The following is a 26398-nucleotide window of genomic DNA, read 5'->3' as shown; positions in this document are numbered from 1 at the left end:
AATATTTATATTTTCGTCTCAAAAAATTGACGTGAGTTTTTTAAGAAAATATCTACTCTTCGTATTTCTCATTATTGCATCCCTCGGTTATGGTCAATCCATTAACCAAGAGCAGTGTGATAAGCTTGTAGAAGAAGGAGTAGCCCTGATGTTTGAAAAACAACACGTGCAATCTCTGGAGGTGCTCCTTCAAGCGTCGACTATAGCCGAAGAAAACCAATGGCATCAAACTGCATTCAGGGCAATTTTGAATACGGGCTCCAATTATTATTTAATGTCCGATTTTGGAGAAGCCTTAAATTATTATTTAAAAGCCTACGAAATAGCCATTGCCCATCTTGAAACCAAAGATGAACTTACTGTGCTCAATAATATTGGAATATTATACTTTCAGGAAAGTGAGCTTCCTAAGGCAAAGGAATATTTTGAAAAGGCCTATAAGCTTAGTTTTGACCAACAGGACAAAAGCAAACACGGCTATTATGCCATTAACCTAGCGCTGGTTTCCAACAAATTAAATATTCCAGATGCAGCTCTAGAATACATTCAGGAAGCCTTGCCACTGGTTAAAAACAAGCCCGATATTGTTCTAATGGCGAATCTTGCTATGGCTGAAAATCTATTTATTAGAGAAAAATACCGGGAATCAAAAAATTTTGCTCTCAATCTATTGCCACAAATGAAAGGGGAAGCAAATACAGATAACAGGGTTTTTATTTTACTGTTGTTATCTCAAATAGCCGAAAAAGAAGGCGATGCAAGTAAAGAACTCGCCTATGCTCAAGAAGCTCGCAATACGTCTATTCGCCTAGAGAATAGAGAAGATATTTACAATGCGCTCTCGCGCGCCCAAGCAAATTTGGGAAATTACGATGCTGCGTTAATTTTTAAAGACAGTGTGCTGATATCCAGAGATATTCTTCAGCAAACCAGAAATAATACGCTTTATGAAAACAACAAAATTAAATTTGAGCTTCAAAATTATGCCCACGAATTAAGTGAGAGCCGGAAATTGTTACAAAAAGAAAGACGTTTTTTTTATGCAGTTACTATTAGTGTTGGGTTATTACTGATTTTGTTAGTTTGGATATTCCTAAGTTATCTAGCACGCCACAAACAACGCAAGAAAATTTCTGAACTGGAATTAGAGCAGGAAAAAAACAAGCGACTTTTGGCAGAAAGGCAAGTACGCGAACAACAAACTCAAGTTCTTTTGGAGCAGGAGCGTCTTAGAAATGAATTGGATAAGAAAAACAGAAAACTAACTTCTAAGGCGCTATACCTGTCTAGTAGAAATGAATTAATTCAAGAAGTTGTGGATGTCTTGACGGTAAATCCTCAGATAAAGGCCCAACCAGAAATTCTGACTCAGATAAAGGAATTGAGTAAACACTTAAAGAAAAACCCACAATTAGATAGTTTCTTTAGTCATTTTGAGGAAGTGAATCCCGATTTCACTAACAGACTTCTCCAGTTACATCCACAATTGACTCAACAGGATATTCGTTTTGTAATCTATCTCTATATGAATTTAAGTAATAATGAGATTGCTTCACTTCTAAATATTACTCCACAGTCGTGTAGAAAACGAAAAGAACGAATTAGCAAAAAACTAAACATCCCTGAAGAAATGAGCCTGAGCGCCTATATTTCCAATATATAGTTGCTTGTCACACCTTCTTACCTCCATGTCACGAAATGTCACGCTACTTTTTGTGGCCTAATCCCTTGTAGATACTAATTTTACCCTACAACTAAAACAAAAAACTCATGCTACGAACTATTACACTTTTTACATGCCTATTAATGGGCTTTGTATTTACTGCCAATGCACAAATGGAATTTTCTGCTAATCCAGAGTATGGGCAAATCTTTGACATCGTTTATGATAACGATCAAGAAAATACCCTGTATGCGCGAACAGTGGGAAACCATATTGTTAAATCTGAAGACAGCGGACAAACTTGGGAAATCTTATATAGTGAACCAATGGATCAATACTGCACGCTGAGTGCATTGCGACTTATGAACGACGGCGATAACTTAAGTTTTATTGTAAAAGCAGAAGGTACTGATTATAACAAGGTGGTTATAATTAATCCAGAAGATGGGAGTGTAGAGCGAACTTTTAGTGCCCCCAATTCTCATCAATCAGATATCCTAATCGCCAGCTATGACGTTTACGAAGCAGATAACGATATAGCAATACTACACACTACCTTTTCAGTAGATTTTAATTTCACAAGTGAAGTGTTTTTCACCACCGATGGAGGTATTTCCTGGGAGAGCATTTATTATGCACCTCATAATGGTGGAATTTCAGTCAACAATGTGGCAATTGCTCCAGATGATGCTAATAAGCTATTCATTATGCGCGGAGTTGCCACGGGTAGAGATTTTGGAGGCTTGTACCTAAGTCTAGATGGAGGCGATACTTGGACTGAAAAAATAGCTGGAAATAATTACAGTGCCATAACATTTAATCCCAACAACCCCCAAGATATTTTGCTTGGTACCTTTTATGGCTTTGACAGCCACCAAGAAAATCTTTATCGATCTTTAGATGGAGGCGATACTTGGAATATAGTGCCTATTACTTGGACTTCTATGTCTTCAGACCATATTAACCAAATAGCTTTCAATCCTACCAATACAGATAATATCATTGTGTTGGAAGAAAATGAAATCGCGATTAGTACCGACAATGGTGTTACTTGGGAAAATCACGTATATCCTGAAATTAATCCAGAGGCTTATCATTACGGGCTTTCTGTTACATTTAATCCATTTACAGCAAATGAGGTTATTATTGGAACCGACTTTTATCCATTAAAATCTATTGATGGAGGGGTTACACTTGAAAAACTTGAAAATCCACTTGTAAACAGTACTGGACGAATAGATTTCTTTACAAGCCCTACAGAAACTCACTTATACTACGGTTTAAGAAATGGATATATCCACCGAAATATGGACACTGGGGAAGAAGCTGAGGTAAGAATGCGTTCGCTTAACAACAGCTTTGGCGCTACTACTTTTCCATACGCTGATAAAGAAGTGGCAGGCAGAATCTTCAATAGCGCCCGATTTGGATGGGACTCGACACTTGAAATGAGCACAGATCACGGTCAAACCTACATGGCGTTGTATACTACCATGGAGTTCTTAAATATCTATGAACTTGCTACTGCCCCTACCAATTCTAATATTGTTTGGTTTTCTTTTGGAGACAAAATTAAAAGAATAGACGTTACCGACCCAGCTGCGCCAGTAGTTGATGATATTACACTTCCTATTATGGAGCTATGTCACGGCCTCGTAATTGACCCAATTGATGAATCACGTGTAGTAATTGCACAAGGTTCTAAAGTGTTTGTTACTACCGACGGAGGTTTAACTTGGGATGAGGCTTCTGAAGGATTAGAAAACTTGGAGGAAGGAAGAGATACAATTCTAAAAATAGCGATTAACCCGCTAGATTCTGATGAATACGTATTAACATCAACAAAAGGTATCTTTTTATCTGAAGATGCAGGTCTTACTTGGACTCAAGTATTTGAAGAGTTTGTAGAGAACATTGCCTTCTCTTCAGAAACTGACGGTCATATAGTGGCAATCAACCATTATTCTGATGGGTTTTTATTTCCTCAATCAGAAACTAGAATTATCTATTCTACAGATAGTGGTGAAACTTGGGAGATAATTCCAGGTGAAGCCTTAGAATATCTAAACGCCGGTAGCTCAGCAATTCAGTTTCATGAAGATAATGCCGATGTGTACTTCGGAACTTTTGATACCGGACTTGTTAAATACAATATTGAACTGGTTACTCTTGGAACAACAGATATGGCGCAGTCCCATGAAGTATCCCTTTTTCCAAACCCAGCAACCGATTTTATAAATGTTTCAAGCGAAAGTAGTGCTGTAAAAAACGTAACAATTTATACCGTTACGGGTCAGGAAATTCTTCACGTTTCAGGGAACACACAGCAAATAGATATATCTATGTTGCGTGCTGGAATGCATTTAATTAAGATTGAAACAGAGAAAGGTACAACCTTTAAGCGCCTTTTAAAGCGATAATAATCTAAATCAACCAAAAATGAAAACACAAACTATTTTACCAAAATTACTTCTTATTGGCAGCCTACTGTTTGGGTATAATGCTGCTGCTCAATATACGCAACAAGCAAAAGTTGTAAGTCCAGACCGCGAATCTCGTGATGAATACGGGACAGCTACCGACATTAGAGGCGATTATGCTATCTCGGGAACACCCCGATATAACATCGCTGCCGGAGCCGCTTATATTTACGAAATAAACAGAGATGGTGAATGGAATCATTTTCAAACGCTGATACCAGTTGATGCGCAAGAGATGGCGGAATTTGGAGGGGCCGTAAAGATGGCAGAAGACTATATTGTAGTGGCTTCAGGTAGAGCCGATATTGGCACCACCGTTCGCGCAGGAGCCCTGTATGTTTATGATTATAACGGAAGTTCGTGGGACTTCAGCACTAAATTAGTTGCGAGCGACTATAGCAGCGATGCGAAGTTAGGAATGAACAATACTACTATCGATGCCGAAGGCGAAACCATTGTTAGTGGCGCCCCAGCAGATGGCGGATGGGTAGGTAGTGTCTATGTTTTTGAGCGTTCTGAAGATATTTGGAATGAAGTTCAGAAAATTGAAAACCCAACCGGTTCCAACGATACTTTTGGTATTTCTGTGGCCCTTTCAGGGGACACCATGGTTGTTGGAGCAAACGAATCGAATGGTTTAAAAGGTGCTGCCTATGTATATGTAAAAGACAGCAATGGTCTGTGGGTAATGGAACAGGAGATTGCAGCATCCGATAGCGCATCTGGCGATTATTTTGGATCCTCGGTAAGTATCGATGGAGAAACGATTGTAGTAGGTGCCTACGGAAATAACTCGGTTAAAGGAGCTGCCTATGTTTTTAAGAAGGACACCTCTGGCAATTGGGTTGAGGTACAAAAGTTAGTTTCTTCTACTCAAATTACAGATGCCCATTTTGGCTGGCAATGTGAAATAAAAGGAAACAACGTAGTAGTCAGCGCACCTCATATTTACGCTTTTACCCAAGGCGAAGTGTTTATGTTTCAGGAAAATGCTTCGGGTCAATGGATGGAAACTCAAATTATCCAAGGTGAAGACAGCGTTTCAGAAGATTTTTTCGGCTGGGCAGTGTCTATGTATGAAGACCAAATAATGGTTGGTGCTCCTTGGGAAGATGAAGATGAAAATGGCGAAAACCCTGTAGATAGAGCAGGTTCAGCATATATTTTTAAATCCACCACCTTGGGAAGTGAAGACTTTAATTCAAAAATCAGTGAAATAACAGCCTTCCCAAATCCAGCAGAAAATACATATACTATTGAAAGCAGTATTAAAGCTATAAACAACATTTTTGTTTATTCAATTAATGGCGTCGTTATTCAAGAGATGAAGGCCATAAATAACCATAGATTAACACTAGACGTTCAAGGATTTTCTAAAGGAATCTATGTAGTAGAAATTGAATTTGAAAACGGCTCAAGCACCATTCAAAAATTAATTAAAAAGTAATTTTCAAAAGATTAATTGCATCCCTAAATTCCCTTTTTTAATGTATTCCCCATCCCCCAATTCCTAACTGGAATTAGGGGATTTATTTTTTTATCTTAGAATACTCAGTGTGACATAGGGAAGTTTATTAAATAGAATGTATTTCAATTTATGCCCCTCTGTTTAGCATAGATGTTTGATTATCATAATGCTTACCTATAGGTCGTCGTATCCTTTAAATTTCAGGCTTACTATACGCTTCCATTCTGGATGCTTCTTTATATATGCGAATACATAAGGACAAAAAGGGAGTAATTGGATATTATTTTCATCGAGGTAGTGCAAGGTTTTTTCTACTACAGCAGCTGCAGCGCCCTTTCCTGCCAACTCAGGGTCGGTTTCGGTATGAATTAATGCAATTTTATCACCAGGTTCCTTGTAATCTATAAAGGCATAATGGCCATCGATTTCAATTTCGAAGCGTTTTTTAGCTACGTTTTTAACTAAGGGGATGTTAAAGTATTCGGTATTCATAATTTCAATTTTTTTAATTCAGACTATCTTTTCAATTGCACTAGGCGTAAAGTTATGATTTGTATTACGTAGGACTAACCACTTACAAGTCAAATAAAGGCTTCAAAAACTTGTTTTTATTAAATAGGGTAGGGTGTAGACCTATTTCAAAAACACTATTTTTTATTTAGTTTTAGTTTTAATTTATCTGTGTCCCAACCTGCGAGATTGGCTGCGGTGCTGTAACTACTTTGAAGAAACTCCATTAACATCTTAGAAGGATTGTCTGCCTTTTGAACATCTTCATAGTTCAAAACGAATTCTCTAAGGTTTTTGTGAAAGTAGGCGCTGCTGGGTTTTATGGTTGCTTCCTCAAACCCTTCTGGCGCTGGGTAGATGTAGCTATAAAATGCGGCAGACGGATTGTTCTTATCTCCAGGCCAAAAACCACAACTCATTACTTCGTGTGAATACGCCTCCTGTGTTACCCAATCAGGAAGATTAGGAAAACCTCCTGGGTGCAATGGTGCTTCCTTGCCTGAAAATCTGGAAACGACTAAATCAAAGCTGCCCCAAAAAAACATTACTTCACTGCTTTTGCCTAAAAACTGAGAGCGGTAGTCATAAAAAACTTGGTTGATTTTTATCAATGCTTTATGCAGATTGGTAGCTGCTTCTTTATTGTATGTGCCGGTATGATTTTCGTGGAAATGGATGGGGTCTACCATTTCGTTGGGAAGCGTATTTATTTTAACTTCAATACCTATTTCGTTTAGATAGTTTAAAACCTTGTTGTAGCAACTTGAAACTTTAAGGTTTTCTAGTTCAAAACTTTTCTTTTCGTTTTCACTCGAAATTATAGTTAATTGGTGTTCTAAAAAGTTCAAGCTAATCTCAACTTGTTTTCCTTCGGCAAAAATGGGACCGCTAGTCAAGCCATTGGTGTTAACTCTTAAGGTGGTATGCCACGAATGATTAACCCAAGGGTTTAGTTCCAACTTAATTTTTCCGATTATTTGCGTCCACAGATGTAATGTTTCGTAGGTTTCTTTGCCCTTTTCAAACGATTATACTGGCCATTTTTTAGTTCCCATAGTTGATGTTTTAAATTTTTAAAATCAAAATTTAGATGATAAGATAATCAATCTGTGGAATTTCATCAAAAAAACAGCTGGGTAATTTTGTGTTTGGGACGTTTGATGCACTTGGACGTAGTTCATATTGAGCCCTTCGGCTACCCTCAGGATAAACCAAGGTCGAACCCCGCCATAGTTATAACGATTCTATTTTTTGCGCACAGTGCACTTCGCAAGCAGCTCTATAATTAAAGTATGATTACAGTATCTTTATAGCGTATTTATAGCGTGTTTGTAGCGTGTTTGTAGCGTATATTAAGCGTATTATATTCATATATCATATATTCAACCTTGCTTTTATGTTGCGTAAAAAGAGATTTTTAGAATACGCTTTGCTATCGTAAACCAGGAACATAAATTGCCATAAAACACACTGTTTTAAAACTTACGTATATCAGAGTAGCGCAGTCGAATCCGCATAGTTCAGAGGAGCTAAAAACATATAATTCTTTCTATTTAGATTAACTACAATTTTTGCATAAACACAACAATTGTTCTTGATCCATTTTTTCCTATTTAGACTAACAACAATTTTTGCATAATCCTGAAATCCCACAACTTTTGGACTTGATCCCAACTTTTGGACTTGATCCGCTATTTCGGCTGCGCTCAGTGTGACAGTAGAAATCCTTTAAACAAAAAAATCCCGACTTTCGATCGGGATTCTTTTTAGTTCTATGTGACTTGGCTGGGGCTCGAACCCAGGACCACCTCCTTAAAAGGGAGGTGCTCTACCAACTGAGCTACCAAGTCATTATTTTTTTTGAACTTTTCTTACGAATAAACTTCTGTGCTGTTGTTCGTATGAGGGTGCAAATATACTATCAATAAATACATATTTCAAAATGAAAATGAATTAAATTTCAAGAAATTTCAAATTCGCTGAATTTCAGGGGCTACCGAATAGCATTTTTATCTTTATTTTCGCCAACAACAGCTAAATTGTAAAAATTACAGTGATGAAAGACCCTTTTAAAGCTCAAAATTTATGAAAATCGTACTTATTGGATACATGGGAAGTGGAAAGTCCACCATCGGAAAATTACTTGCCAAAAAACAAAATCTTCCTTTTAAAGATTTGGATCAAGAAATTCAGATAGCGGAAGGGATGTCTATAAGTGAAATATTTTCAAAAAAAGGAGAGATTTACTTTCGAAGAGTAGAAAACGAAACACTTAAAAATCTTTTGGCACTAAATGAAGGTTTCGTGCTTGCTACTGGAGGAGGAACGCCGTGTTATGCAGATTCGCTCGATGCAATGTTGAATTGCGCCGATGCGGTATCAGTCTATTTAAAAACCCCGTTGCCAATATTATGTGATCGATTAATGAATGAAAAAGGGGTGCGACCCTTACTGAGTCATTTAAACACAAGGGAAGAAATGTTAGAATTTGTAGGGATTCATCTTTTTGAACGCGCGCATTTTTACAATCAAGCAGAGGTGATTGTAGAAACAGCAAATGATGCTCCCAAGGAGGTTGTAGCTAAAATAGTAGAACGCTTACTCTAAAATAGCTCTGTCATCGTCGTCTTCGAATATCACATTTATGTTTTCATTAAATGAAGTGGACAGGGAAATACCTTTAAAATCTGCTTTTATGGGGTACTTCTTGTGATTTCTATCTACGAGTACAGCAGTTTTAAATTGTTTTAAGGGGACTTCTAAAAAATGTTTTACACCATAAATTAAAGTAGTGCCCGAGTGCAAAACGTCATCTACGAGCAAAAGTGATTTGTTTGTATATTCATTTGCCGATAGGGAAGTAGTGATTGGGTTTGTGGGATCTTTCTTATCAATTATAACTTCACACAACGTAACCTTTATAGGTGAAATACGCTCAACTTCTGTTTTAATTTTCTGCGCAAGAATGTAACCGTTTTCTTTAATTCCAGCAATAACAACCTCTGTTTCGTCCACATTGGTTTCATATACTTGATAGGCCATACGTTTAATTTTATGGGCTATTTGCTTTTTGTTCAGAATAAGTGAGTTTAGCTTTTGCATAGTGGCTTGCAGTTTTTTCAAAGATAATTAAAGTGGTTCGCTTTCGGGATTTTCAGGATCGGTAAAATCGTCTAAATCTCTACGGTCTTTTTTGGTAGGTCTTCCTACACCTTTTTTGCGATAATAACTTTTAGCATATTGTAACAACTCGTTTGTTTCAAAGGCTTCCTTAGGAGTTTTATCTATTCTGTAAATATCAACAAGTTTTGCTCCCACACGACTTTCGGGAATATCCAAAACCTCTATTTGGTAATTAATTTGGTTTTTCCGAAGCGTAATAATATCGCCTGGATAAACCTCTCGCGATGGTTTTACAACGCTACCATTAACCCTAACAGCTCCTTTTTTACAAGCTTGGGTAGCAATATTTCGCGTTTTGTGATATCGTATACACCACAAATATTTATCTACTCTCATAAATTATAAACCTAAAAACAACGTTAATAGCGTGTACAAAAATAACCGAAAATTGTATCTTGCGCCCTCAAATTAGCGATGATGATTAGATTTAAATACATATTTGTTTTATTGGTAGCTTTGTTCGCCTTTACTGTTTCTTGTAAAAAGGATGATGACTCGCCCGAGCCACCACCTCCGCCAAGAGAACGTGGGCCAGAAGCAGCACGTGCTCAAGCCGAAATTGAAGAGTTCTTAGAAACGCACTTCTATAACTATGAAGACTTTTTAACGGATCCGGATAACTTTAAAATTGTTTTTGATACAATTGCAGGTGAAAATGCATCTAAAACGCCTTTAATTGATCAAGTTTCTTCTAAGGTAGTTACTGATGTGATTGATTCTAGCGTTGAATATAAATTATATTATTTGAAAGTTCGCGAAGGTGAAGGTGATAGACCTCACTTTTCTGACAATACAACAAATACTTACGAGGGCAGAACATTAACCCTAGAAATGTTTGACAATGCGGTAACTCCAATTCGCTTTAACTTAGTTGATGAACAAAACGATCAAGGGCTTAGCGCAGGTATAATTAGAGGGTTACAACAAGCTTTAATTGAGTTTAGAGGAGCTTCAAACGTAACTACCAATCCAGACGGAACTCTGACTTTTGAGAACTTCGGAATTGGAGCTGTTTTTGTGCCATCTGGCTTGGGGTACTATCAATATCCTCCAACAACAGCTAATATTCTTCCGTATGACCAGCTAATTTTCTCATTCGAATTGTTCTCAAGAGAAATTGCAGATCACGACAATGACGGAATTCCTTCGTATATGGAAGATTTAAATAACAATCAGTACTTGATGGATGATGATACCGACGGAGACGGAATTCCAAATTATTTAGATAACGATGATGATGGAGATCGCCGCTTAACTCGTGATGAAATAATTATTCATGAAGATGGAACGCTAGAATTTCCAGATAAAAATGGAAATGGTATCGAAGATTACTTAGATCCAACGATCTAGAATAAAAAAAGAAAATAAATAAAATGCCCCTTTCATAACGAGAGGGGCATTTTATTTTTAAGAAATTATAAAATTATCGAATATCAATTTAGTAAACTATAATAGTAATACCATCAATCCAATAAAGAACAACGCGTTATTTTCGAGCAATAACTCTATTAACAGCGTTTACAATTGCTGAAGCGTTTAAGCCGTATTTTTCCATTAATTGTTCTGGAGTACCCGATTCGCCAAAGGTGTCTTGTGTTGCTATAAATTCCTGTGGTGCTGGATGCTGTGTTGAAAGTAATCTAGCTACACTTTCGCCTAAACCACCAAGGAAATTGTGTTCCTCTGCGGTTACTACACAACCAGTTTTTTTAACGCTTTTTAGAATTGCATCATCATCCAAAGGTTTTATTGTATGGATGTTGATTACGTCTGCTTTGATACCTTTCTCATTAAGCGTTTCTGCTGCCTGTAAAGCTTCCCAAACTAAATGTCCGGTAGCAATTATTGTAACATCAGTTCCTTCTTGCAGTTGAACTGCTTTTCCTATTTGGAAGTTTTGGTCTTCAGGAGTGAAGTTAGCCACTTTTGGTCGTCCAAAACGAAGATATACTGGGCCTTCATAATCGGCTATAGCGATAGTGGCAGCTTTGGTTTGATTGTAATCGCAAGTGTTAATTACAGTCATTCCTGGAAGCATTTTCATTAATCCGATATCTTCTAGAATTTGGTGTGTTGCACCGTCTTCACCTAAGGTTAATCCTGCGTGTGAAGCGCATATTTTCACGTTTTTCCCACTATAAGCTACACTCTGGCGAATTTGGTCGTATACCCTTCCTGTAGAGAAGTTCGCGAATGTACCTGTAAACGGAATTTTACCGCCGATGGTCATTCCTGCCGCCATTCCAATCATATTAGCCTCGGCAATCCCCACTTGAAAGAATCGTTCTGGATGATTCTTTTTAAAGTCGTCCATTTTTAGCGAACCTGTTAGGTCTGCACAAAGCGCTACTACATCCTTATTCTTCTTCCCAAGTTCGGTTAATCCATCACCAAAACCAGAGCGAGTGTCTTTTTTGCCTGAATCTGTATATTTTTTCATATTTATTGCCCGCGCAGGCGGGTATCTTTTAGTCCTCTCCAACCTCTCCAAAGGAGGGGTTTTCTTAGGTCGTTTTTACAATTAATGTTTTCATTGAGTTTGAGTTCCCCTTAAGGGGTAGGGGGATCAATAATCCCCTAAAGTAACTGGATTCTGCGATAGTGCATTTTCTAGTTGTTCGTCGTTAGGTGCTTTTCCGTGCCAGTCGTGTGTGTGCATCATAAAATCAACACCATTACCCATAACAGTATGTAACAAAACACAAACAGGCTTACCGTTGCCAGTTCTTTCCTTTGCTTTTTGCATTCCTGGAATAATTGCTTTCAAGTCGTTTCCTTCTTTTATATCTAAAACATCCCAGCCAAAAGCTTCAAACTTAGCTCTTACATTTCCTAAAGGAAGTACATTGTCTGTTGATCCGTCAATTTGTTGCCCGTTTAGATCTACGGTAACAATTAAATTGTCCACGCTGTTTCCGGCGGCATACATAATTGCTTCCCAATTTTGTCCTTCTTGTAATTCACCATCGCCACAAAGAGCATAAACTATGTGGTTGTCGTTGTTTAGTTTTTTAGCCAATGCAGCACCAATAGCGGCTGAGATTCCTTGCCCCAGTGAACCTGAAGCAATTCTAACCCCTGGTAAGCCTTCGTGTGTGGTTGGATGACCTTGAAGTCTAGAGTTTAACAATCTAAAGGTGTTTAGTTCTTCAACTGGAAAGTATCCAGATCGTGCCAAAACACTGTAGAACACAGGGGAAATATGTCCGTTGGAAAGAAAGAAGATGTCTTCATCTTTGCCGTCCATCGCGAAGGAATCCTTGCGCTCCATGATTTCGTTGTAAAGGGCTACAAAAAATTCGGCACAACCTAACGATCCTCCAGGATGCCCTGAGTTAACTTTGTGTACCTGTCTTAAAATGTCTCTTCGAACTTGAATAACCAAATCTTCAAGAGCTTTATAATCTGCCATAATGAGTTTTTATTTACACTGTAAAAGTAATGCTTTTAAGTTTGGTGGTCAAAAAGGAGAAGAAGGGTTTATTAACGATTTTGGAGTTTTGTTAACAGATGGGTGCTAGATGCTGGGTGTTGTATGACAGATATTAGCCATTAGATGCTAGATGACAGGTGCAGAACTTCCCTAATTAGCGTTGACCGTTTTTATTAAATTTTCATTCTTTACTAATAGAGACTCTTTAGGAAGTATCGGGTAATGTCTTAAATGAAAAACCATCAATCTAAATTCGACTATCCAAAATCGTCATTCCAAAATCTAAAATCTAAAATCCATAATGCTATCTTTGCGACTTACTAAAATTAGCTGAATGCAATTTAAATTAGAAGCTACAGATATAAATAGCGACGCTCGTGCGGCAACAATAACAACCGATCACGGAGTAATTGAAACTCCAATATTTATGCCTGTGGGAACAGTGGGCTCGGTAAAAGGAGTTCATCAACGCGAACTTAGAGAGGATATAAATCCAGATATAATTCTTGGTAATACCTATCATTTATACCTACGTCCGCAGATGCCAATTCTTGAAAAGGCAGGAGGACTTCATAAATTCATGAATTGGGACCGAAATATTCTTACCGATAGCGGTGGGTATCAGGTGTATTCGCTTTCGGCAAATAGAAAAATCAAAGAAGAAGGGGTGAAGTTTAAAAGCCATATAGATGGCAGTTATCACCTGTTTACTCCAGAAAATGTAATGGAAATCCAGCGCACAATTGGTGCGGACATTATTATGGCCTTTGATGAATGTGCGCCTTATCCGTGTAATTATAATTACGCAAAACGATCTATGCATATGACGCATCGATGGCTAGATCGATGTATTAATCATTTAGGGAAATCACCTGTAAAATACGGTTTCGATCAGTCTTTTTTCCCGATTGTTCAAGGGAGTACCTATAAAGATTTGCGAAAACAATCGGCAGAATATATTGCTTCAGTAGGTGCAGAAGGAAACGCCATTGGCGGACTTTCTGTTGGAGAACCGGCAGAAGAAATGTACGAAATGACAGCTGTGGTTACAGAGATTCTTCCAAAAGATAAGCCTCGATACTTGATGGGAGTAGGAACTCCGGTCAATATTTTGGAAAATATTGCTTTGGGAATAGATATGTTCGACTGTGTAATGCCTACGCGAAACGGACGTAATGGAATGCTTTTTACTTCTGAAGGAATTATAAATATCAAAAATAAAAAATGGGAAGATGATTTCTCTCCTATAGACCCCATGGGAATTACTTGGGTAGATACCGAATATAGTAAAGCCTATTTACGACATTTATTTACCGTAAACGAAATGTTAGGAAGACAGATTGGTAGTATTCATAACCTTGGATTTTACCTTTGGTTGGTTCGCGAAGCCAGAAAACATATATTAGCGGGAGATTTTGCTTCGTGGAAGGAAAGCATGGTCAAGAAACTAGATCAACGACTGTAATATGCTCAGCATACTGGATAGATACATATTGCGAAAATACTTGGGCACCTTCGCCCTTTTGTTGCTGCTTTTTATTCCTATAGGTATAACAGTTCACCTTGCTGAAAAGATTGATAAAATTCTCGATAACGAAGTGCCAATAATAGAGGTGATAAAGTATTTGTACGACTTTACCATCTATTTTGCCAACCTCCTTTTTCCTTTATTCCTCTTCTTATCAGTAATCTGGTTTACTTCAAAACTCGCTAACAACACCGAAGTTATTGCATTTTTGAGTAGCGGTGTTTCCTATTATCGATTTTTACGACCTTATATAATTGGAGCTACTATTGTATGTATTTCAGCCTTGATATTCAGTATGTATTTAGCGCCCAAGGCGAGTAAAGGCTTTAATGAGTTTTCATATAATTATTTAAAAAAAGGGAAGCAAGATCGAGATCAGAACAACGTCTATACCCAAATTAATGATAACGATTATATCTACGTGAGCTATTTCAATGTAAATGAGAATATTGGAAGTAATTTTACTTTGGAGCATTTCGAGGGCAACGAAATGAAGTATAAAATTGCGGCTACACAAATTAAATACAACCCTGAGGACAGTACGTATACACTTTTCAACTATACAAAAAGAGAAATTGGAAAAACTTCTGATATTTTAGAGCGAAGTCAACGATTAGATACTGTGTTTTCTTTTGATTTGGAAGATTTAACCCCAGTAACCTACATAGCTGAAACACTTAGTTTTACAGAATTAAACGATTTTATTAAAAAAGAAAAGGCACGGGGATCATCGAATATTGGAAGGTATGAAGTTGTTCGCTACAAACGCTGGAGTTTACCTGTTTCTGCATATATACTTACCATTATCGCAGTAGCTGTATCTTCTGTAAAAAGAAGAGGAGGGATGGGCGTAAACCTCGCCATAGGAATCGGTATTGGAATGATTTTTATCTTTTTTGATAAAGTCTTCGGAACAATGGCCGAGCAGAGTTCATTCTCACCTTTTATTGCCACTTGGTTTCCGAATATTGTGTTCGCAATCCTGGCAATTTATCTTTTAAGAAATGCAAAACGATAAGCTCCTCAACTACCTTCATCTCCATTTTATAGTTTTTATTTGGGGATTCACTGCGGTTTTAGGAGCATTGATAACTCTTGAAGCAATTCCACTAGTTTGGTATAGAATGTTACTGGCTACCGGATTTGTGTTTTTGTACTTAAAAATTAAAAAGGAGAACCTTAGGTTCTCAATGAAGACGCTAGGCGGTTTTGCCTTGGCTGGAATCATCATTGCTTTACATTGGCTCACTTTTTTTGGTGCAATAAAAGCATCAAATGTTTCGGTAACGCTTGCTGTTATTTCTACAGGAGCATTTTTTACATCGCTACTAGAGCCATTACTTTATGGAAGAAAAATTATTTGGTATGAGGTGTTTTTTGGACTGCTAGTAATGGTCGGACTTTATATCATTTTTGATGTAGAGGCTTCCTATACATTAGGAATTGTTTTAGCCTTAATATCTGCATTTTTAAGCGCATTGTTTTCTGTAATTAATGGGAAATTCGTTTTGAAACATAAGGCTTCGGCTATATCGTTTTATGAATTGCTATTTGGTGTCATCGGAATCTCCATATATCTCGCTATCTCTGGCAGTTTTACCACCGAATTTTTTAGTGTTTCTACTCACGATTGGATGTATCTAGCCATTTTAGCTTCGGGTTGTACTGCGTATGCTTTTATAGCTTCTATTCACGTTATGAAATGGATAAGTCCCTATACCGTAATGTTAACTATTAATATGGAGCCGGTTTACGGAATAATATTAGCTTTGTTGGTTTTGGGAGATGCTGAAAAAATGGGGTCTCAGTTTTACTACGGAGCTATCATTATCTTGTTGACAGTCATAGCTAACGGAATTATTAAGATTACTCAGGAAAGAAAACGAAAAAGATTATCAAAAACCTAAGCACAAAATTTTATCTTTGTGAATTAATAAATTTTAAAGAAAGGTAGTTAATATGGAATATCTCGATTTTGAATTGCCTATTAAGGAACTACAGGAACAATACGAAAAAGCTTGTCTTATAGGAGAGGAGAGCGATGTAGATGTTAGCAATACCTGTAAGCAAATTGAAAAAAAGCTCAAGGAAAAGAAAGCAGAAATATATAAAAATCTTACGCCTTGGCAGCGAGTGCAGCTTTCACGTCATCCAGACCGTCCTTATACTATGGATTATATTAACGCCATGTGTGGGGATTCTTTTTTAGAACTTCACGGCGATAGAAACTTTAAGGATGATAAGGCAATGGTCGGCGGTTTAGGTAAAATTGGAAATCAGAGCTATATGTTCATTGGCCAGCAAAAAGGATACAATACTAAAACCCGCCAATACCGAAATTTTGGTATGGCAAATCCAGAAGGCTACAGAAAGGCGTTGCGCTTAATGAAATCTGCCGAAAAGTTCGGGCTTCCAGTTGTTACTCTTGTTGATACTCCAGGTGCTTTTCCAGGACTTGAAGCTGAAGAAAGAGGACAAGGAGAGGCGATTGCTCGAAATATTTTGGAAATGACTCGATTAAAAGTGCCTATAATTGTAATAATAATAGGTGAAGGTGCCAGTGGCGGCGCTTTAGGTATTGGTGTAGGCGATAGAGTCCTTATGCTTGAAAATACTTGGTATTCGGTTATTTCTCCAGAAAGCTGTTCATCTATTTTATGGCGAAGCTGGGAGTATAAAGAACAAGCAGCTGAAGCCTTAAAACTTACAGCTACCGATATGAAAAAACTCAAACTTATCGATGAGATAGTAAAAGAACCTTTAGGTGGCGCTCATAGCAATCGCGAAAAAACATTTTTGACCGTTGCTGAGGTTATTGAAAAGACTTACAAAGAATTAAAAATGTTATCCCCAACAGATTTGGTTAAAAAACGGATGGACAAATATCTGGACATGGGAGCCTTTAAAGGGTAGAAGTAACTATAGTATACAATACCGCAAATCCGAGGTTCGTGCTTCGGATTTTTTTTGTGGTTATAAACATAAATTTGAAGTTGTTAACAGTTAGATTGTTGACGACATGTTAATAGAGAATCCTAAAAAATAATGGATTCATCTCATCATTTTCTTTACATTCGCTCAATGGAAAAAATTAAACCCCACACTAGTTTTTCACCCCGCAGTTCGCAGGTTATCTCGCTTGAAAAAGGGAAGGTTCCTCCGCAAGCAATTGATTTAGAAGAGGTTGTTCTCGGCGCATTGATGATTGATAAAAAAGGAGTCGATGAGGTTATTGACATTTTAAACGCCGATGTTTTTTATAGACCAGCGCATCAATACATTTTTGAAGCGATTTATGCATTGTTTGAAGATAGTCAACCAATTGACTTATTAACCGTTTCGTCACAACTTAAAAAAGCTGGAAAATTAGACTTGGCAGGAGGTGAGTTTTACTTGATTCAACTCACTCAAAAAGTGTCTTCTTCGGCACATATTGAATTCCACGCACGTATTATTCTTCAAAAATATATTCAGCGTAGCTTAATTAAAATTTCGAATGAAATAATAGAGGCTTCATACGACGAAGGAACCGATGTTTTCGATTTGTTAGATAGCGCAGAAGCAAAACTCTATGAGGTAACTCAAGGAAATATTAAAAAATCTTCTGAAACGGCGCAAGACTTAGTTATTCAAGCGAAGAAAAGAATTGAAGAAATAGCCAATAAAGAAGGACTTTCTGGAGTTCCTTCAGGTTTTTCTAAACTTGATGAACTAACTTCGGGATGGCAACCAAGTGATTTGATTATTATTGCCGCTCGTCCAGGTATGGGTAAAACGGCTTTAACGCTATCTATGGCGCGAAATATGGCTGTAGAACACAATATTCCTGTGGCATTTTTCTCATTAGAGATGTCCTCAGTTCAGCTTATCACGCGTTTAATTTCGTCAGAAACTCATCTAAGTTCAGAGAAACTACGTACTGGAAATCTTGAGAAGCACGAATGGGAACAATTAAATGTGAAGGTGAAAAATTTGGAGAAAGCACCATTATTTATAGATGATACCCCTTCGCTTTCTATTTTCGACCTTCGTGCAAAAGCTAGAAGACTCTCATCTCAACACGATATTAAACTAATTGTAATTGATTACCTTCAATTAATGACAGCAGGCGGAAGCCAGAAAGGAGGAAATCGTGAGCAGGAAATTTCTACTATTTCTCGAAACTTAAAAGCACTAGCTAAAGAATTAAGCATTCCAGTAATTGCACTTTCGCAGCTTTCTAGAGCAGTAGAAACCCGTGGAGGGAGTAAACGCCCGCTGCTTTCCGACCTTCGTGAGTCTGGTGCAATTGAACAGGATGCCGATATTGTATCATTTATTTATCGTCCAGAATACTACAAAATTGATGAATGGGATGATGAAGAACATTCACCAACCGCTGGCCAAGCTGAATTTATTGTCGCGAAACACAGAAATGGTGGCTTAGATGAAATTAGACTTAAGTTCGTTGGGCATCTTGGTAAGTTCGAAAACCTCGATACTTTTGATACACCAACAGAAATTTATTCAAGAATGAATGATGCTGCAAATGACGATTCTTTTAAAACTAAGAATTTGCCATCAGCTAATGAAGCGTTTGGTAGCTCAATGAATGATGATTTTGGTGGAGGGCATGAAAACGATGTTCCTTTCTAAAGGAGAATATCTCAACAATTACAGGACAGAATAAATAGAAAAGGGTCGAGAAATTTCTCGACCCTTATTTATTACCTACGTTTTATTTTAAAACATATATCCTAGACCAGCTGAAAATACTGATGTATGGATATCATTGTTTTTAACCAAGTCAGAAAACCCATACGTATATCGTCCTTGTATAAACAATCCGTTATCAAACTTATATTCTAAACCACCAGTTCCTTGAAAATCGAATGTTTGAATTTTGTCAGTTTCAATAGAACCAACAACTGCGGAAGAATCATACGCAACTTTTTCACTTACTTTAAACCCAAATTGTGGACCAGCAGCGATGCTTAGCCCTTCTACTATATAAAATTTAGCTAATAGAGGTACTTGAATATAGTCTGCCTTATTCGTGTACGCTATTTTTTCGTTAGCTACTAAAGGAATGTTTCGCTCAAAGCCTTGCCCAGAGTAAAAAACCTCTCCTTGCAATGAAAAGCGTTCCTGTAAAGGAAGTTCTGCTACCAAACCTGCGTAGAAGTTTGTTCGGCTCTCTGGAGAACCTAAATCGTCGTTTGTTGTAATATTTGCAAAGTTTACACCTCCGCGAACACCAAAGTCAAAACCCGATTTATCCGATTGTGCTGATGCTACAGCAATACCTAAAAATGTTGTTAGAATTAAAAATGTCTTTTTCATATCTATAGTTTTTTATTGTAATTTACAGACAAAATTAGGAGAGGATAATGCGCTGTCAAAGGCTTTAGAATAACTTTAGCTTTTAGATTTTAAGCTTTTTTTCTTAATTTGTTTACTATCAATACTTATCCTTTGAATTTAACTTATCTTTTATTTTTTTAACCTTTTCTTGCTCACGAATCGAAATATAATTTGAAAGATGACTATTTTTCACTGTATTCTGAATAATTATGTGGCCAAAGACTTGGCTTAAAATTTGTTGCTATATTTACACTATGATCAAGAAAATCTCTTTACTGTTTTTACTTTTATTTTCAATTAATTCATTTGCTTCATACATTCTTATTCCAATGGATGCAAAATTTCAAAAGGAACATTTGAAAGCTTACGGAATAACCTATTGGGTTTTGGAAAAGCAGCTAACTGTAAAATGGTTATTGAACTATCGAGGTGGTTCATTTTTGATGCCCGATACTCCCGAAATTCAAAGAGAATGTCAAATTCGCGGTGTTTCTTTTGAAGTGCTTTCCAATAGTAGAACGGAACAAATTTTAACCGAGATTAGTAGTCCTTCAAAAAATATGGACGCTGTGGTTTTGGAGAAAGCGCCTAAAATAGCAGTCTATTCGCCTAAAAGTAATTTGCCGTGGGATGATGCAGTTACTATGGTTTTGACTTATGCTGAAATTCCGTATACCGTAATTTATGACGAAGAGGTTCTAAGCGACCAGTTAATTTTATACGATTGGTTGCACTTACATCACGAAGATTTTACGGGTCAATATGGAAAGTTTTACAGGGCCTACCGTTCGACTCCTTGGTATATTGAAGAAAAGAAACGAGCAGAAGCGCTTGCTGCCAAATTAGGGTATTCAAAAGTTTCTGAAGAAAAGCTGGCTGTTGCTAAAAATATTCGAGATTATGTAATTGGAGGTGGATTTATGTTTGCTATGTGTAGTGCAACTGATAGCTTCGATATTGCTCTTTCTGCTGAAGGGGTGGATATTTGTGAACCCATGTTTGATGGTGATCCTAGCGAGCCAAACTATCAAAGTAAGATTGATTTCAATAAAACCTTTGCATTTACTGATTTTACGTTAGAAAGAAATCCGATGGTTTATGAGTTTTCAAGCATTGATACGACCAACAAACGAAAAGTTCCAAAGGAATCTGACTACTTTACGCTTATGGATTATTCTGCAAAATGGGATCCTATTCCTACCATGCTTTGTCAAAATCATACCGCTCTAGTAAAAGGATTTATGGGGCAAACTACGGCATTTGAGCGCGACCACGTAAAGGCTAATGTATTGGTGATGGGAGAAAACAAATCAAATGGCGAGGCAAGATACATCCATGGAATAAATGGGAAAGGCTTTTTTACTTTTTACGGAGGTCACGATCCCGAAGATTATCAGCATAGAGTAGGGGATGCACCTACCGAGTTGGCCCTACATCCTAACTCACCAGGCTATAGGCTTATTCTAAACAATGTGTTGTTTCCAGCAGCTAAGAAGAAGAAGCAAAAAACTTAATTTTTCTGTATACTTTCATAGTATTCCTTAGGTGGTAATATCATAATTTCTACCCTTCGGTTTATTTGTTTGTTTTCGTCTGTGTCATTTGGAACTTTAGGCTTGCTTTCCCCAAAAGCTAGCACTTCATAGTCGTAGCCAACAGATTCGCCTAAAATTTCAGATAGTCGTTCTTTAACTGCGACACATCTATTTTTTGAAAGTTCCATATTCATTTCTTCATTTCCATCACTATCGGTATGCCCTTGAATTACTATGGTAGCTTTATCTACAATTTGTATAGATTTAGCTAGCGAATCAATGCTGTGTTTGGCTGTTTCTTTTAAATCGAACTTTGCTACGTCAAAAAGGACATCGGCTTCAATGGTTAGTTTTATAACACTATTAATAGCTCCGATGGCATCAATATCAGCACCAGCACTTATACTTCTGCATAGGCTTTTTAGGTCTGTAATACGTAAAAAATAGAAAACGGTATCTTCATCAATTCCTACATCACTTAAATCTATGGGTGATTTTCCTCCAGTAATTAATCCTGCATATAGCCAATCTTCGCCGTCTTCAGAAATTTCAACCTTTGCTGCTTCACGCGAGGGGCCAACTTCAAAAATATAAATGTCATCGCCAGGTAAGTTCATAAAACCATTGTCGGTAAATTCAACAACCAAAACGCCTCCACATCCTAAGGATGCAAAATTTGGAGTGTGGTAATTAGAATAGTTAGGTTCGTGAAGGACTTGGGTGCTATCTCGATATTTTTTATTTGGAGCGGGATGTCCCACTTGGTATGTAACCAATCTATCTGCAAAAGATATTTCCCCCATTGGAAGATATACCTTATCGTATCGATCTATTCTGTAATATTTTCCAGTAATTTTTTGAGCAAATAGAATACTTCCTGAAAGCAATAGAAATAGAAGAATCAGGAGTTTTGTTCGTTGCATTAGAAAGGTTTTTAACGAAGATAAGAAATCTTCCTTATTTCGTCTAAATACATAAAAAAACCGCCTCATTACTGAAGCGGTTTTAGAGCGAAATAATATAGTTAATGTCTTATTTTACTTTTTTTACGATTGCTGCAAAAGCTTCTGGATGATTCATAGCTAAATCTGCCAAAACCTTACGGTTAAGTTCTATTCCGCTATTTTTCATACTTCCCATAAACTGTGAATAAGACATTCCATGCTGTCTTGCACCCGCATTAATACGAGTAATCCATAAGGATCTGAAATTTCTCTTTTTTACACGACGGTCACGGTATGAATAAAGCATAGCTTTGTCCACAGCGTTTTTTGCTACCGTCCAAACGTTTTTACGTCTTCCAAAGTAACCTTTGGCTTGTTTAAGAACCTTTTTACGGCGGGCTCTCTTCGCAACTGAATTTACTGATCTAGGCATAATTTTAATTGTTTTTGTAGTAGGCGGTCTTTATTTTAATGACACTTGTTTCAAACTTCTTAAATCAACAATGGCTAATTTAAAATTGTGTTGGCGCTACTCCAGGGTGTAAATAATAGTTTTAACCGGTTAAACAGTATTACTTCAAACGAAGCATTTGCTTAACATTACTTTCGTCAGCCTCATGAACTAATGCATCGTGAGTTAACGCAAGCTTACGTTTTTTGCTTTTCTTTGTTAAGATGTGGCTTTTAAACGCATGCTTTCTTTTAATTTTACCTGTACCTGTAAGCTTAAAGCGCTTCTTAGCACTGGATTTTGTTTTTTGTTTCGGCATGTTTTCCTACTTTAATTTAGTTATTATTTCGCTTTTTAACCCTCCAGCCATTGTATGATAGGAGGGGTTCCTTTCTATACTTCCTTTGCGTATAAACAAAGAAAGATTATTAATCCTTTTATTGGATTTAATATTTTTTAATAAAATCTAAGCAAACAGCTTGAAAACTGTTTTTACTTCTTTTTAGGGGCAATGAACATAATCATACGCTTCCCTTCAAGTTTCGGCATTTGTTCTACTTTTCCAAACTCTTCCAAATCCCTGGCAAGACGTAAAAGCAAAATCTCACCTTGGTCTTTAAAGATTATAGAACGACCTTTAAAGAACACATATGCTTTAAGTTTAGAACCTTCCTGCAAAAACTTTTCAGCATGTTTTTTCTTAAATTCGTAATCGTGATCATCGGTGTTCGGGCCAAACCTGATTTCCTTAATGGTTACTTTGGTTGCTTTAGCCTTTAGTGCTTTTTCACGCTTTTTTTGCTCGTACACAAACTTTTTATAGTCTATGACTTTGCATACAGGTGGATTTGCATTTGGTGAGATTTCGACAAGGTCTAGTTCTTGTTCTTCGGCAATCTCACGCGCTTTTCTTAAAGGATAAACTCCTACTTCAACATTCTCTCCTACAAGGCGTACTTCTTCGGCACGAATCTTTCCATTAATTCTGTGCTGATCTTCTTTAATCACCCTTGCAGGGCCTCTACTTCTTTTTCTTCGTATTGCTATGGCTAATATTATTTTAGTTAAACATTAAATTCTTTCGATTCGGCTTTAATTGCATCTTGAATCAATTCTGAAAAGGTTTCCAGAGGCATTGTGCCTATGTCGCCTTCTCCGTGCTTACGTACAGAAACCGTACCATCTTGTTCTTCTTGCTCTCCTACGATAAGCATATAAGGGATTTTATTCATTTCAGCTTCCCTAATTTTCTTACCAATGGTTTCGTTTCGATTGTCTGTAAGGGCGCGAATTTCGTCATTTTCAAGCAAATTTAAAACTTTTTGGGAGTATTTTTCATATTTTTCGCTGAGTGACAAGATGGCTACCTGTTCTGGCATTAACCATAAGGGGAAATTTCCTCCAGTGTGCTCCAATAAAATAGCTATAAATCGTTCCATACTACCAAAAGGAGCACGGTGAATCATTACTGGTCGGTGCATTTCATTATCACTGCCTTTATACTCTAATTCAAATCGTTCAGGCAATGTATAATCTACTTGAATTGTTCCTAGTTGCCAGCTTCTACCCAATGCATCTTTTACCATAAAGTCGAGTTTTGGCCCGTAAAATGCGGCTTCTCCTTCCTCTATTACATAGTCAAGTTCCTTGTCTTTTACAGCACTGATGATGGCTGCTTCCGCCTTTTCCCATAATTCCGGGTTGCCTATATATTTTTCAGGTTTATCGGGATCCCTTAACGAAACTTGTGTTGTAAAGTTATCAAAGCCTAATGAACCAAATACATAGAGTACTAAGTCAATTACCTTTTTGAATTCGGTATCTAATTGATCCGGAGTACAAAATATATGAGCGTCATCTTGCGTAAATCCACGTACGCGAGTCAAACCGTGAAGTTCGCCACTTTGTTCGTATCGGTACACTGTTCCAAATTCGGCAAATCGTTTGGGTAAATCTTTATATGACCAAGGCTTAGTTTTAAAAATTTCACAGTGATGAGGGCAATTCATTGGTTTAAGTAAAAACTCCTCGCCTTCATGTGGAGTTAGTATGGGCTGGAAGCTATCTGCACCGTATTTTTGGTAATGTCCAGAAGTTAGATATAATTCTTTATGACCAATATGAGGCGTTACTACCATTTCGTAACCAGCCTTTTTTTGAGCTTTCTTTAGGAAGTTTTCAAGTCTTTCGCGAAGTGCAGCGCCTTTTGGTAACCAAAGCGGTAGACCTTGCCCTACTTTTTGTGAAAAGGTGAAAAGTTCAAGTTCTTTACCAAGCTTTCTGTGGTCGCGCTTTTTAGCTTCCTCTAATAACTCAAGATATTCGGTTAATTCTTTCTGCTTAGGAAAGCTGATACCATAAACGCGCGTTAATTGTTTATTGTTTTCATCACCTCTCCAATAGGCGCCTGCAATACTCATTAATTTAATGGCTTTAACAATGCCTGTGTTAGGAATGTGCCCGCCGCGACAAAGATCTGTAAAGTCGTCGTGATCGCAAAAAGTAATGGTTCCGTCTTCTAAATTTTCAATTAACTCTACTTTATATTCATTACCTTGCTTCTTGTAATAATCTAAGGCTTCTGCCTTGGAAGTTTCTCGAATAGAAAATTCGTGCTTTCCTCTGGCAATTTCTAACATTTTAGTTTCAATCTCTTTAAGGTCTTTATCAGAAAGAGTTGTGTCGCCAAAATCAACGTCGTAATAGAAACCGTTTTCTATCGCGGGTCCTATGGTTAGTTTAATATTTGGATAAAGTTGTTCTAATGCTTGCGCTAGAATATGAGCAGACGAATGCCAAAAAGCTTTTTTACCTTGATCGTCCTTCCATGTATATAATACTAGGTTTCCATCTTGGGTTAATGGGGTGGATGTTTCTACAGTTACTTTATTGAAGGCTGCCGAAATTACATTCCGAGCAAATCCTTCACTTATGCTTTTAGCTACATCCATTGGAGTAACACCTGCTTCAAATTGCTTTACACTTCCGTCGGGTAAGGTAATGGCTATCATATGCTGAAAAATTTTAGGGTGCAAAGATAGTGTTAGTTTCGGCAGTTTGCAATAATTGATTTTGGTTATTGTTGGCGAATTAAATGAAAGCGGTAGGGAGTTCCTTATTAAGGCTGTTAGTTGTGCTTAGTTGGTTTGTTAAATTGATTATAGGGATGCGAGGCATCGGAGTGAAATTATAGTCTATATATTAAGGTATACATTAAATAAAATTAATTTTAGGTGTAAGTATTTTTGTTATAGTTGGTTGGTGATATTTGGATTAAAAAGTTTTAAAAAAAGGTTGAATTAGTTTGTGTGTTTTAGAAAAGGGTTCTACATTTGCAGCCGCTTAGGACGGGAGCTTAGGTTCCCTTACAAGTTAGGAAGCAGTTCTTTAAAATAAATTAGGAAATACTTTAAAAAAGTGTTGCGAGTTACGAAAAAGGGTTTTACATTTGCACCCCGCTAACGACAGCAGAATAATGGTTGTTTAAATTAGTTAGTAACACGTTCTTTTTTTTAGAAATACTTTTCAAAAAGCCTTGTGGGGTTGCAAAAAGAGTTTTATGTTTGCAGCCGCTTAGGGAAACAGCAAAAGTGTTTAAAAAGCAAAAACAAGTTCTTAATTTTTTTTCAAATGTTTTTACAAAAAGCATTGCAGGATTAAAAAAGAGTTGTATATTTGCACCCGCTTAGCGATAGGCGCGTTCGTAAAAACACGGTGAGGGGCAGTGATAGTAACGGTTCAACTCCGTGCCACCGACAAAAAGTACTTCTCTAACATATAGGGAAAAGTTCATTGAGATATTGAGATTGACAGCGTAGATTAACTTTCGAAAGGAAGTTGGTCAACAAAGAAACTAAACT

At 37.1% G+C, this 26398-nt stretch carries 22 protein-coding genes, 1 tRNA gene and 1 pseudogene; 11 read left to right on the top strand and 13 right to left on the bottom strand.

Annotated features, from left to right (window positions below; all coding sequences use genetic code 11):
- Window positions 1-31 precede the first annotated feature (31 nt).
- The 3 genes from BLW28_RS06180 (at window position 32) to BLW28_RS06170 (ending at window position 5590) form a co-directional block, all read left to right on the top strand.
- Window positions 32-1663: a tetratricopeptide repeat protein gene (locus BLW28_RS06180; protein WP_073216549.1), complete on the top strand. Its 1632-nt coding sequence runs from the start codon at window positions 32-34 to the stop codon at window positions 1661-1663.
- 107 nt (window positions 1664-1770) lie between these two features.
- Entirely contained in the window at window positions 1771-4083 is a 2313-nt protein-coding gene (locus BLW28_RS06175; protein ID WP_083540683.1) for a T9SS type A sorting domain-containing protein, read from the top strand.
- 19 nt (window positions 4084-4102) lie between these two features.
- The gene (locus BLW28_RS06170) at window positions 4103-5590 is read left to right on the top strand and encodes a T9SS type A sorting domain-containing protein (RefSeq protein ID WP_073216542.1); all 1488 of its coding nucleotides are present in this window, start codon (window positions 4103-4105) and stop codon (window positions 5588-5590) included.
- A 195-nt stretch (window positions 5591-5785) separates the two neighbouring features.
- Here BLW28_RS06170 and BLW28_RS06165 read toward each other — a convergent pair whose 3' ends face one another.
- The 3 genes and pseudogenes from BLW28_RS06165 to BLW28_RS06155 form a co-directional block, all read right to left on the bottom strand.
- The gene (locus tag BLW28_RS06165; RefSeq protein WP_073216539.1) at window positions 5786-6103 is read right to left on the bottom strand and encodes a GNAT family N-acetyltransferase; all 318 of its coding nucleotides are present in this window, start codon (window positions 6101-6103) and stop codon (window positions 5786-5788) included.
- Between the two features lie 155 nt (window positions 6104-6258).
- A pseudogene (locus tag BLW28_RS06160) lies at window positions 6259-7134 on the bottom strand (DUF5996 family protein); the annotation flags it as partial.
- A gap of 764 nt (window positions 7135-7898) precedes the next feature.
- A tRNA-Lys gene (locus BLW28_RS06155) sits at window positions 7899-7971 on the bottom strand.
- Between the two features lie 235 nt (window positions 7972-8206).
- Between BLW28_RS06155 and BLW28_RS06150 the strand changes: the two genes are divergently transcribed.
- Complete coding sequence (locus tag BLW28_RS06150) at window positions 8207-8728, top strand: shikimate kinase (protein ID WP_073216536.1); 522 nt, start codon at window positions 8207-8209, stop codon at window positions 8726-8728.
- Here the strand turns inward: BLW28_RS06150 and BLW28_RS06145 are convergent.
- Window positions 8720-9223 carry a phosphoribosyltransferase family protein gene (locus tag BLW28_RS06145; RefSeq protein ID WP_073216534.1) on the bottom strand — a complete coding sequence of 168 codons (504 nt, stop codon included), beginning with the start codon at window positions 9221-9223 and terminating at the stop codon, window positions 8720-8722. The two genes, BLW28_RS06150 and BLW28_RS06145, sit on opposite strands and share 9 nt — an antisense overlap.
- A 27-nt stretch (window positions 9224-9250) precedes the next feature.
- Window positions 9251-9640: an RNA-binding S4 domain-containing protein gene (locus tag BLW28_RS06140; RefSeq protein ID WP_073216531.1), complete on the bottom strand. Its 390-nt coding sequence runs from the start codon at window positions 9638-9640 to the stop codon at window positions 9251-9253.
- A gap of 78 nt (window positions 9641-9718) precedes the next feature.
- On the opposite strand from BLW28_RS06140, the gene BLW28_RS06135 reads away from it, so the two are divergent.
- Entirely contained in the window at window positions 9719-10654 is a 936-nt protein-coding gene (locus BLW28_RS06135) for an FKBP-type peptidyl-prolyl cis-trans isomerase (protein ID WP_234946445.1), read from the top strand.
- Between the two features lie 136 nt (window positions 10655-10790).
- Here the strand turns inward: BLW28_RS06135 and BLW28_RS06130 are convergent, their stop codons facing one another.
- Window positions 10791-11744 (bottom strand): transketolase family protein, encoded by a 954-nt coding sequence (locus BLW28_RS06130; RefSeq protein ID WP_073216526.1) that lies wholly within the window; start codon window positions 11742-11744, stop codon window positions 10791-10793.
- A gap of 126 nt (window positions 11745-11870) precedes the next feature.
- The gene (locus BLW28_RS06125; protein ID WP_073216523.1) at window positions 11871-12716 is read right to left on the bottom strand and encodes a transketolase; all 846 of its coding nucleotides are present in this window, start codon (window positions 12714-12716) and stop codon (window positions 11871-11873) included.
- A 355-nt stretch (window positions 12717-13071) separates the two neighbouring features.
- On the opposite strand from BLW28_RS06125, the gene tgt reads away from it, so the two are divergent.
- From tgt to dnaB, 5 genes are all read left to right on the top strand, one after another.
- On the top strand, window positions 13072-14202 hold the full coding sequence (tgt, locus tag BLW28_RS06120; RefSeq protein ID WP_073216520.1) for a tRNA guanosine(34) transglycosylase Tgt: 1131 nt from the start codon (window positions 13072-13074) through the stop codon (window positions 14200-14202).
- Window position 14203: 1 nt separating this feature from the next.
- Complete coding sequence (locus BLW28_RS06115; RefSeq protein WP_073216517.1) at window positions 14204-15283, top strand: LptF/LptG family permease; 1080 nt, start codon at window positions 14204-14206, stop codon at window positions 15281-15283.
- Window positions 15270-16172: a DMT family transporter gene (locus tag BLW28_RS06110; protein WP_073216515.1), complete on the top strand. Its 903-nt coding sequence runs from the start codon at window positions 15270-15272 to the stop codon at window positions 16170-16172. The genes BLW28_RS06115 and BLW28_RS06110 overlap by 14 nt, the downstream gene beginning before the upstream one ends.
- 52 nt (window positions 16173-16224) lie before the next feature.
- On the top strand, window positions 16225-17178 hold the full coding sequence (locus BLW28_RS06105) for an acetyl-CoA carboxylase carboxyltransferase subunit alpha (protein WP_073216512.1): 954 nt from the start codon (window positions 16225-16227) through the stop codon (window positions 17176-17178).
- Between the two features lie 168 nt (window positions 17179-17346).
- Window positions 17347-18900 carry a replicative DNA helicase gene (gene dnaB / locus BLW28_RS06100; RefSeq protein WP_073216509.1) on the top strand — a complete coding sequence of 518 codons (1554 nt, stop codon included), beginning with the start codon at window positions 17347-17349 and terminating at the stop codon, window positions 18898-18900.
- A gap of 87 nt (window positions 18901-18987) precedes the next feature.
- On the opposite strand, the gene BLW28_RS06095 is transcribed toward dnaB, so the two are convergent.
- Entirely contained in the window at window positions 18988-19587 is a 600-nt protein-coding gene (locus tag BLW28_RS06095) for a porin family protein (RefSeq protein WP_073216506.1), read from the bottom strand.
- 350 nt (window positions 19588-19937) lie between these two features.
- On the opposite strand from BLW28_RS06095, the gene BLW28_RS06090 reads away from it, so the two are divergent.
- Window positions 19938-21122 (top strand): asparagine synthetase B, encoded by a 1185-nt coding sequence (locus BLW28_RS06090; protein ID WP_073216857.1) that lies wholly within the window; start codon window positions 19938-19940, stop codon window positions 21120-21122.
- On the opposite strand, the gene BLW28_RS06085 is transcribed toward BLW28_RS06090, so the two are convergent.
- The 5 genes from BLW28_RS06085 to thrS all read right to left on the bottom strand — a co-directional run bounded on the left by BLW28_RS06085 (window position 21119) and on the right by thrS (window position 25549).
- Entirely contained in the window at window positions 21119-22066 is a 948-nt protein-coding gene (locus BLW28_RS06085; RefSeq protein ID WP_159431749.1) for an OmpA family protein, read from the bottom strand. The genes BLW28_RS06090 and BLW28_RS06085 overlap by 4 nt on opposite strands.
- 109 nt (window positions 22067-22175) lie before the next feature.
- The gene (gene rplT / locus BLW28_RS06080) at window positions 22176-22520 is read right to left on the bottom strand and encodes a 50S ribosomal protein L20 (protein ID WP_073216501.1); all 345 of its coding nucleotides are present in this window, start codon (window positions 22518-22520) and stop codon (window positions 22176-22178) included.
- A 139-nt stretch (window positions 22521-22659) separates the two neighbouring features.
- A complete protein-coding gene (gene rpmI / locus BLW28_RS06075) occupies window positions 22660-22857 on the bottom strand; it encodes a 50S ribosomal protein L35 (protein WP_073216500.1) in 198 nt (65 codons plus the stop codon).
- A gap of 173 nt (window positions 22858-23030) precedes the next feature.
- Window positions 23031-23546 carry a translation initiation factor IF-3 gene (gene infC / locus BLW28_RS06070; RefSeq protein WP_394331655.1) on the bottom strand — a complete coding sequence of 172 codons (516 nt, stop codon included), beginning with the start codon at window positions 23544-23546 and terminating at the stop codon, window positions 23031-23033.
- Between the two features lie 56 nt (window positions 23547-23602).
- Complete coding sequence (thrS, locus tag BLW28_RS06065) at window positions 23603-25549, bottom strand: threonine--tRNA ligase (protein ID WP_073216497.1); 1947 nt, start codon at window positions 25547-25549, stop codon at window positions 23603-23605.
- Between the last annotated feature and the right edge of the window lie 849 nt (window positions 25550-26398).

This window comes from Aequorivita viscosa, assembly GCF_900106795.1.
Taxonomy (GTDB): Bacteria; Bacteroidota; Bacteroidia; order Flavobacteriales; family Flavobacteriaceae; genus Aequorivita; species Aequorivita viscosa.
The sequence above is the reverse complement of the archived record's forward strand: the minus strand, read 5'-3'. Positions and strand labels throughout refer to the sequence as shown.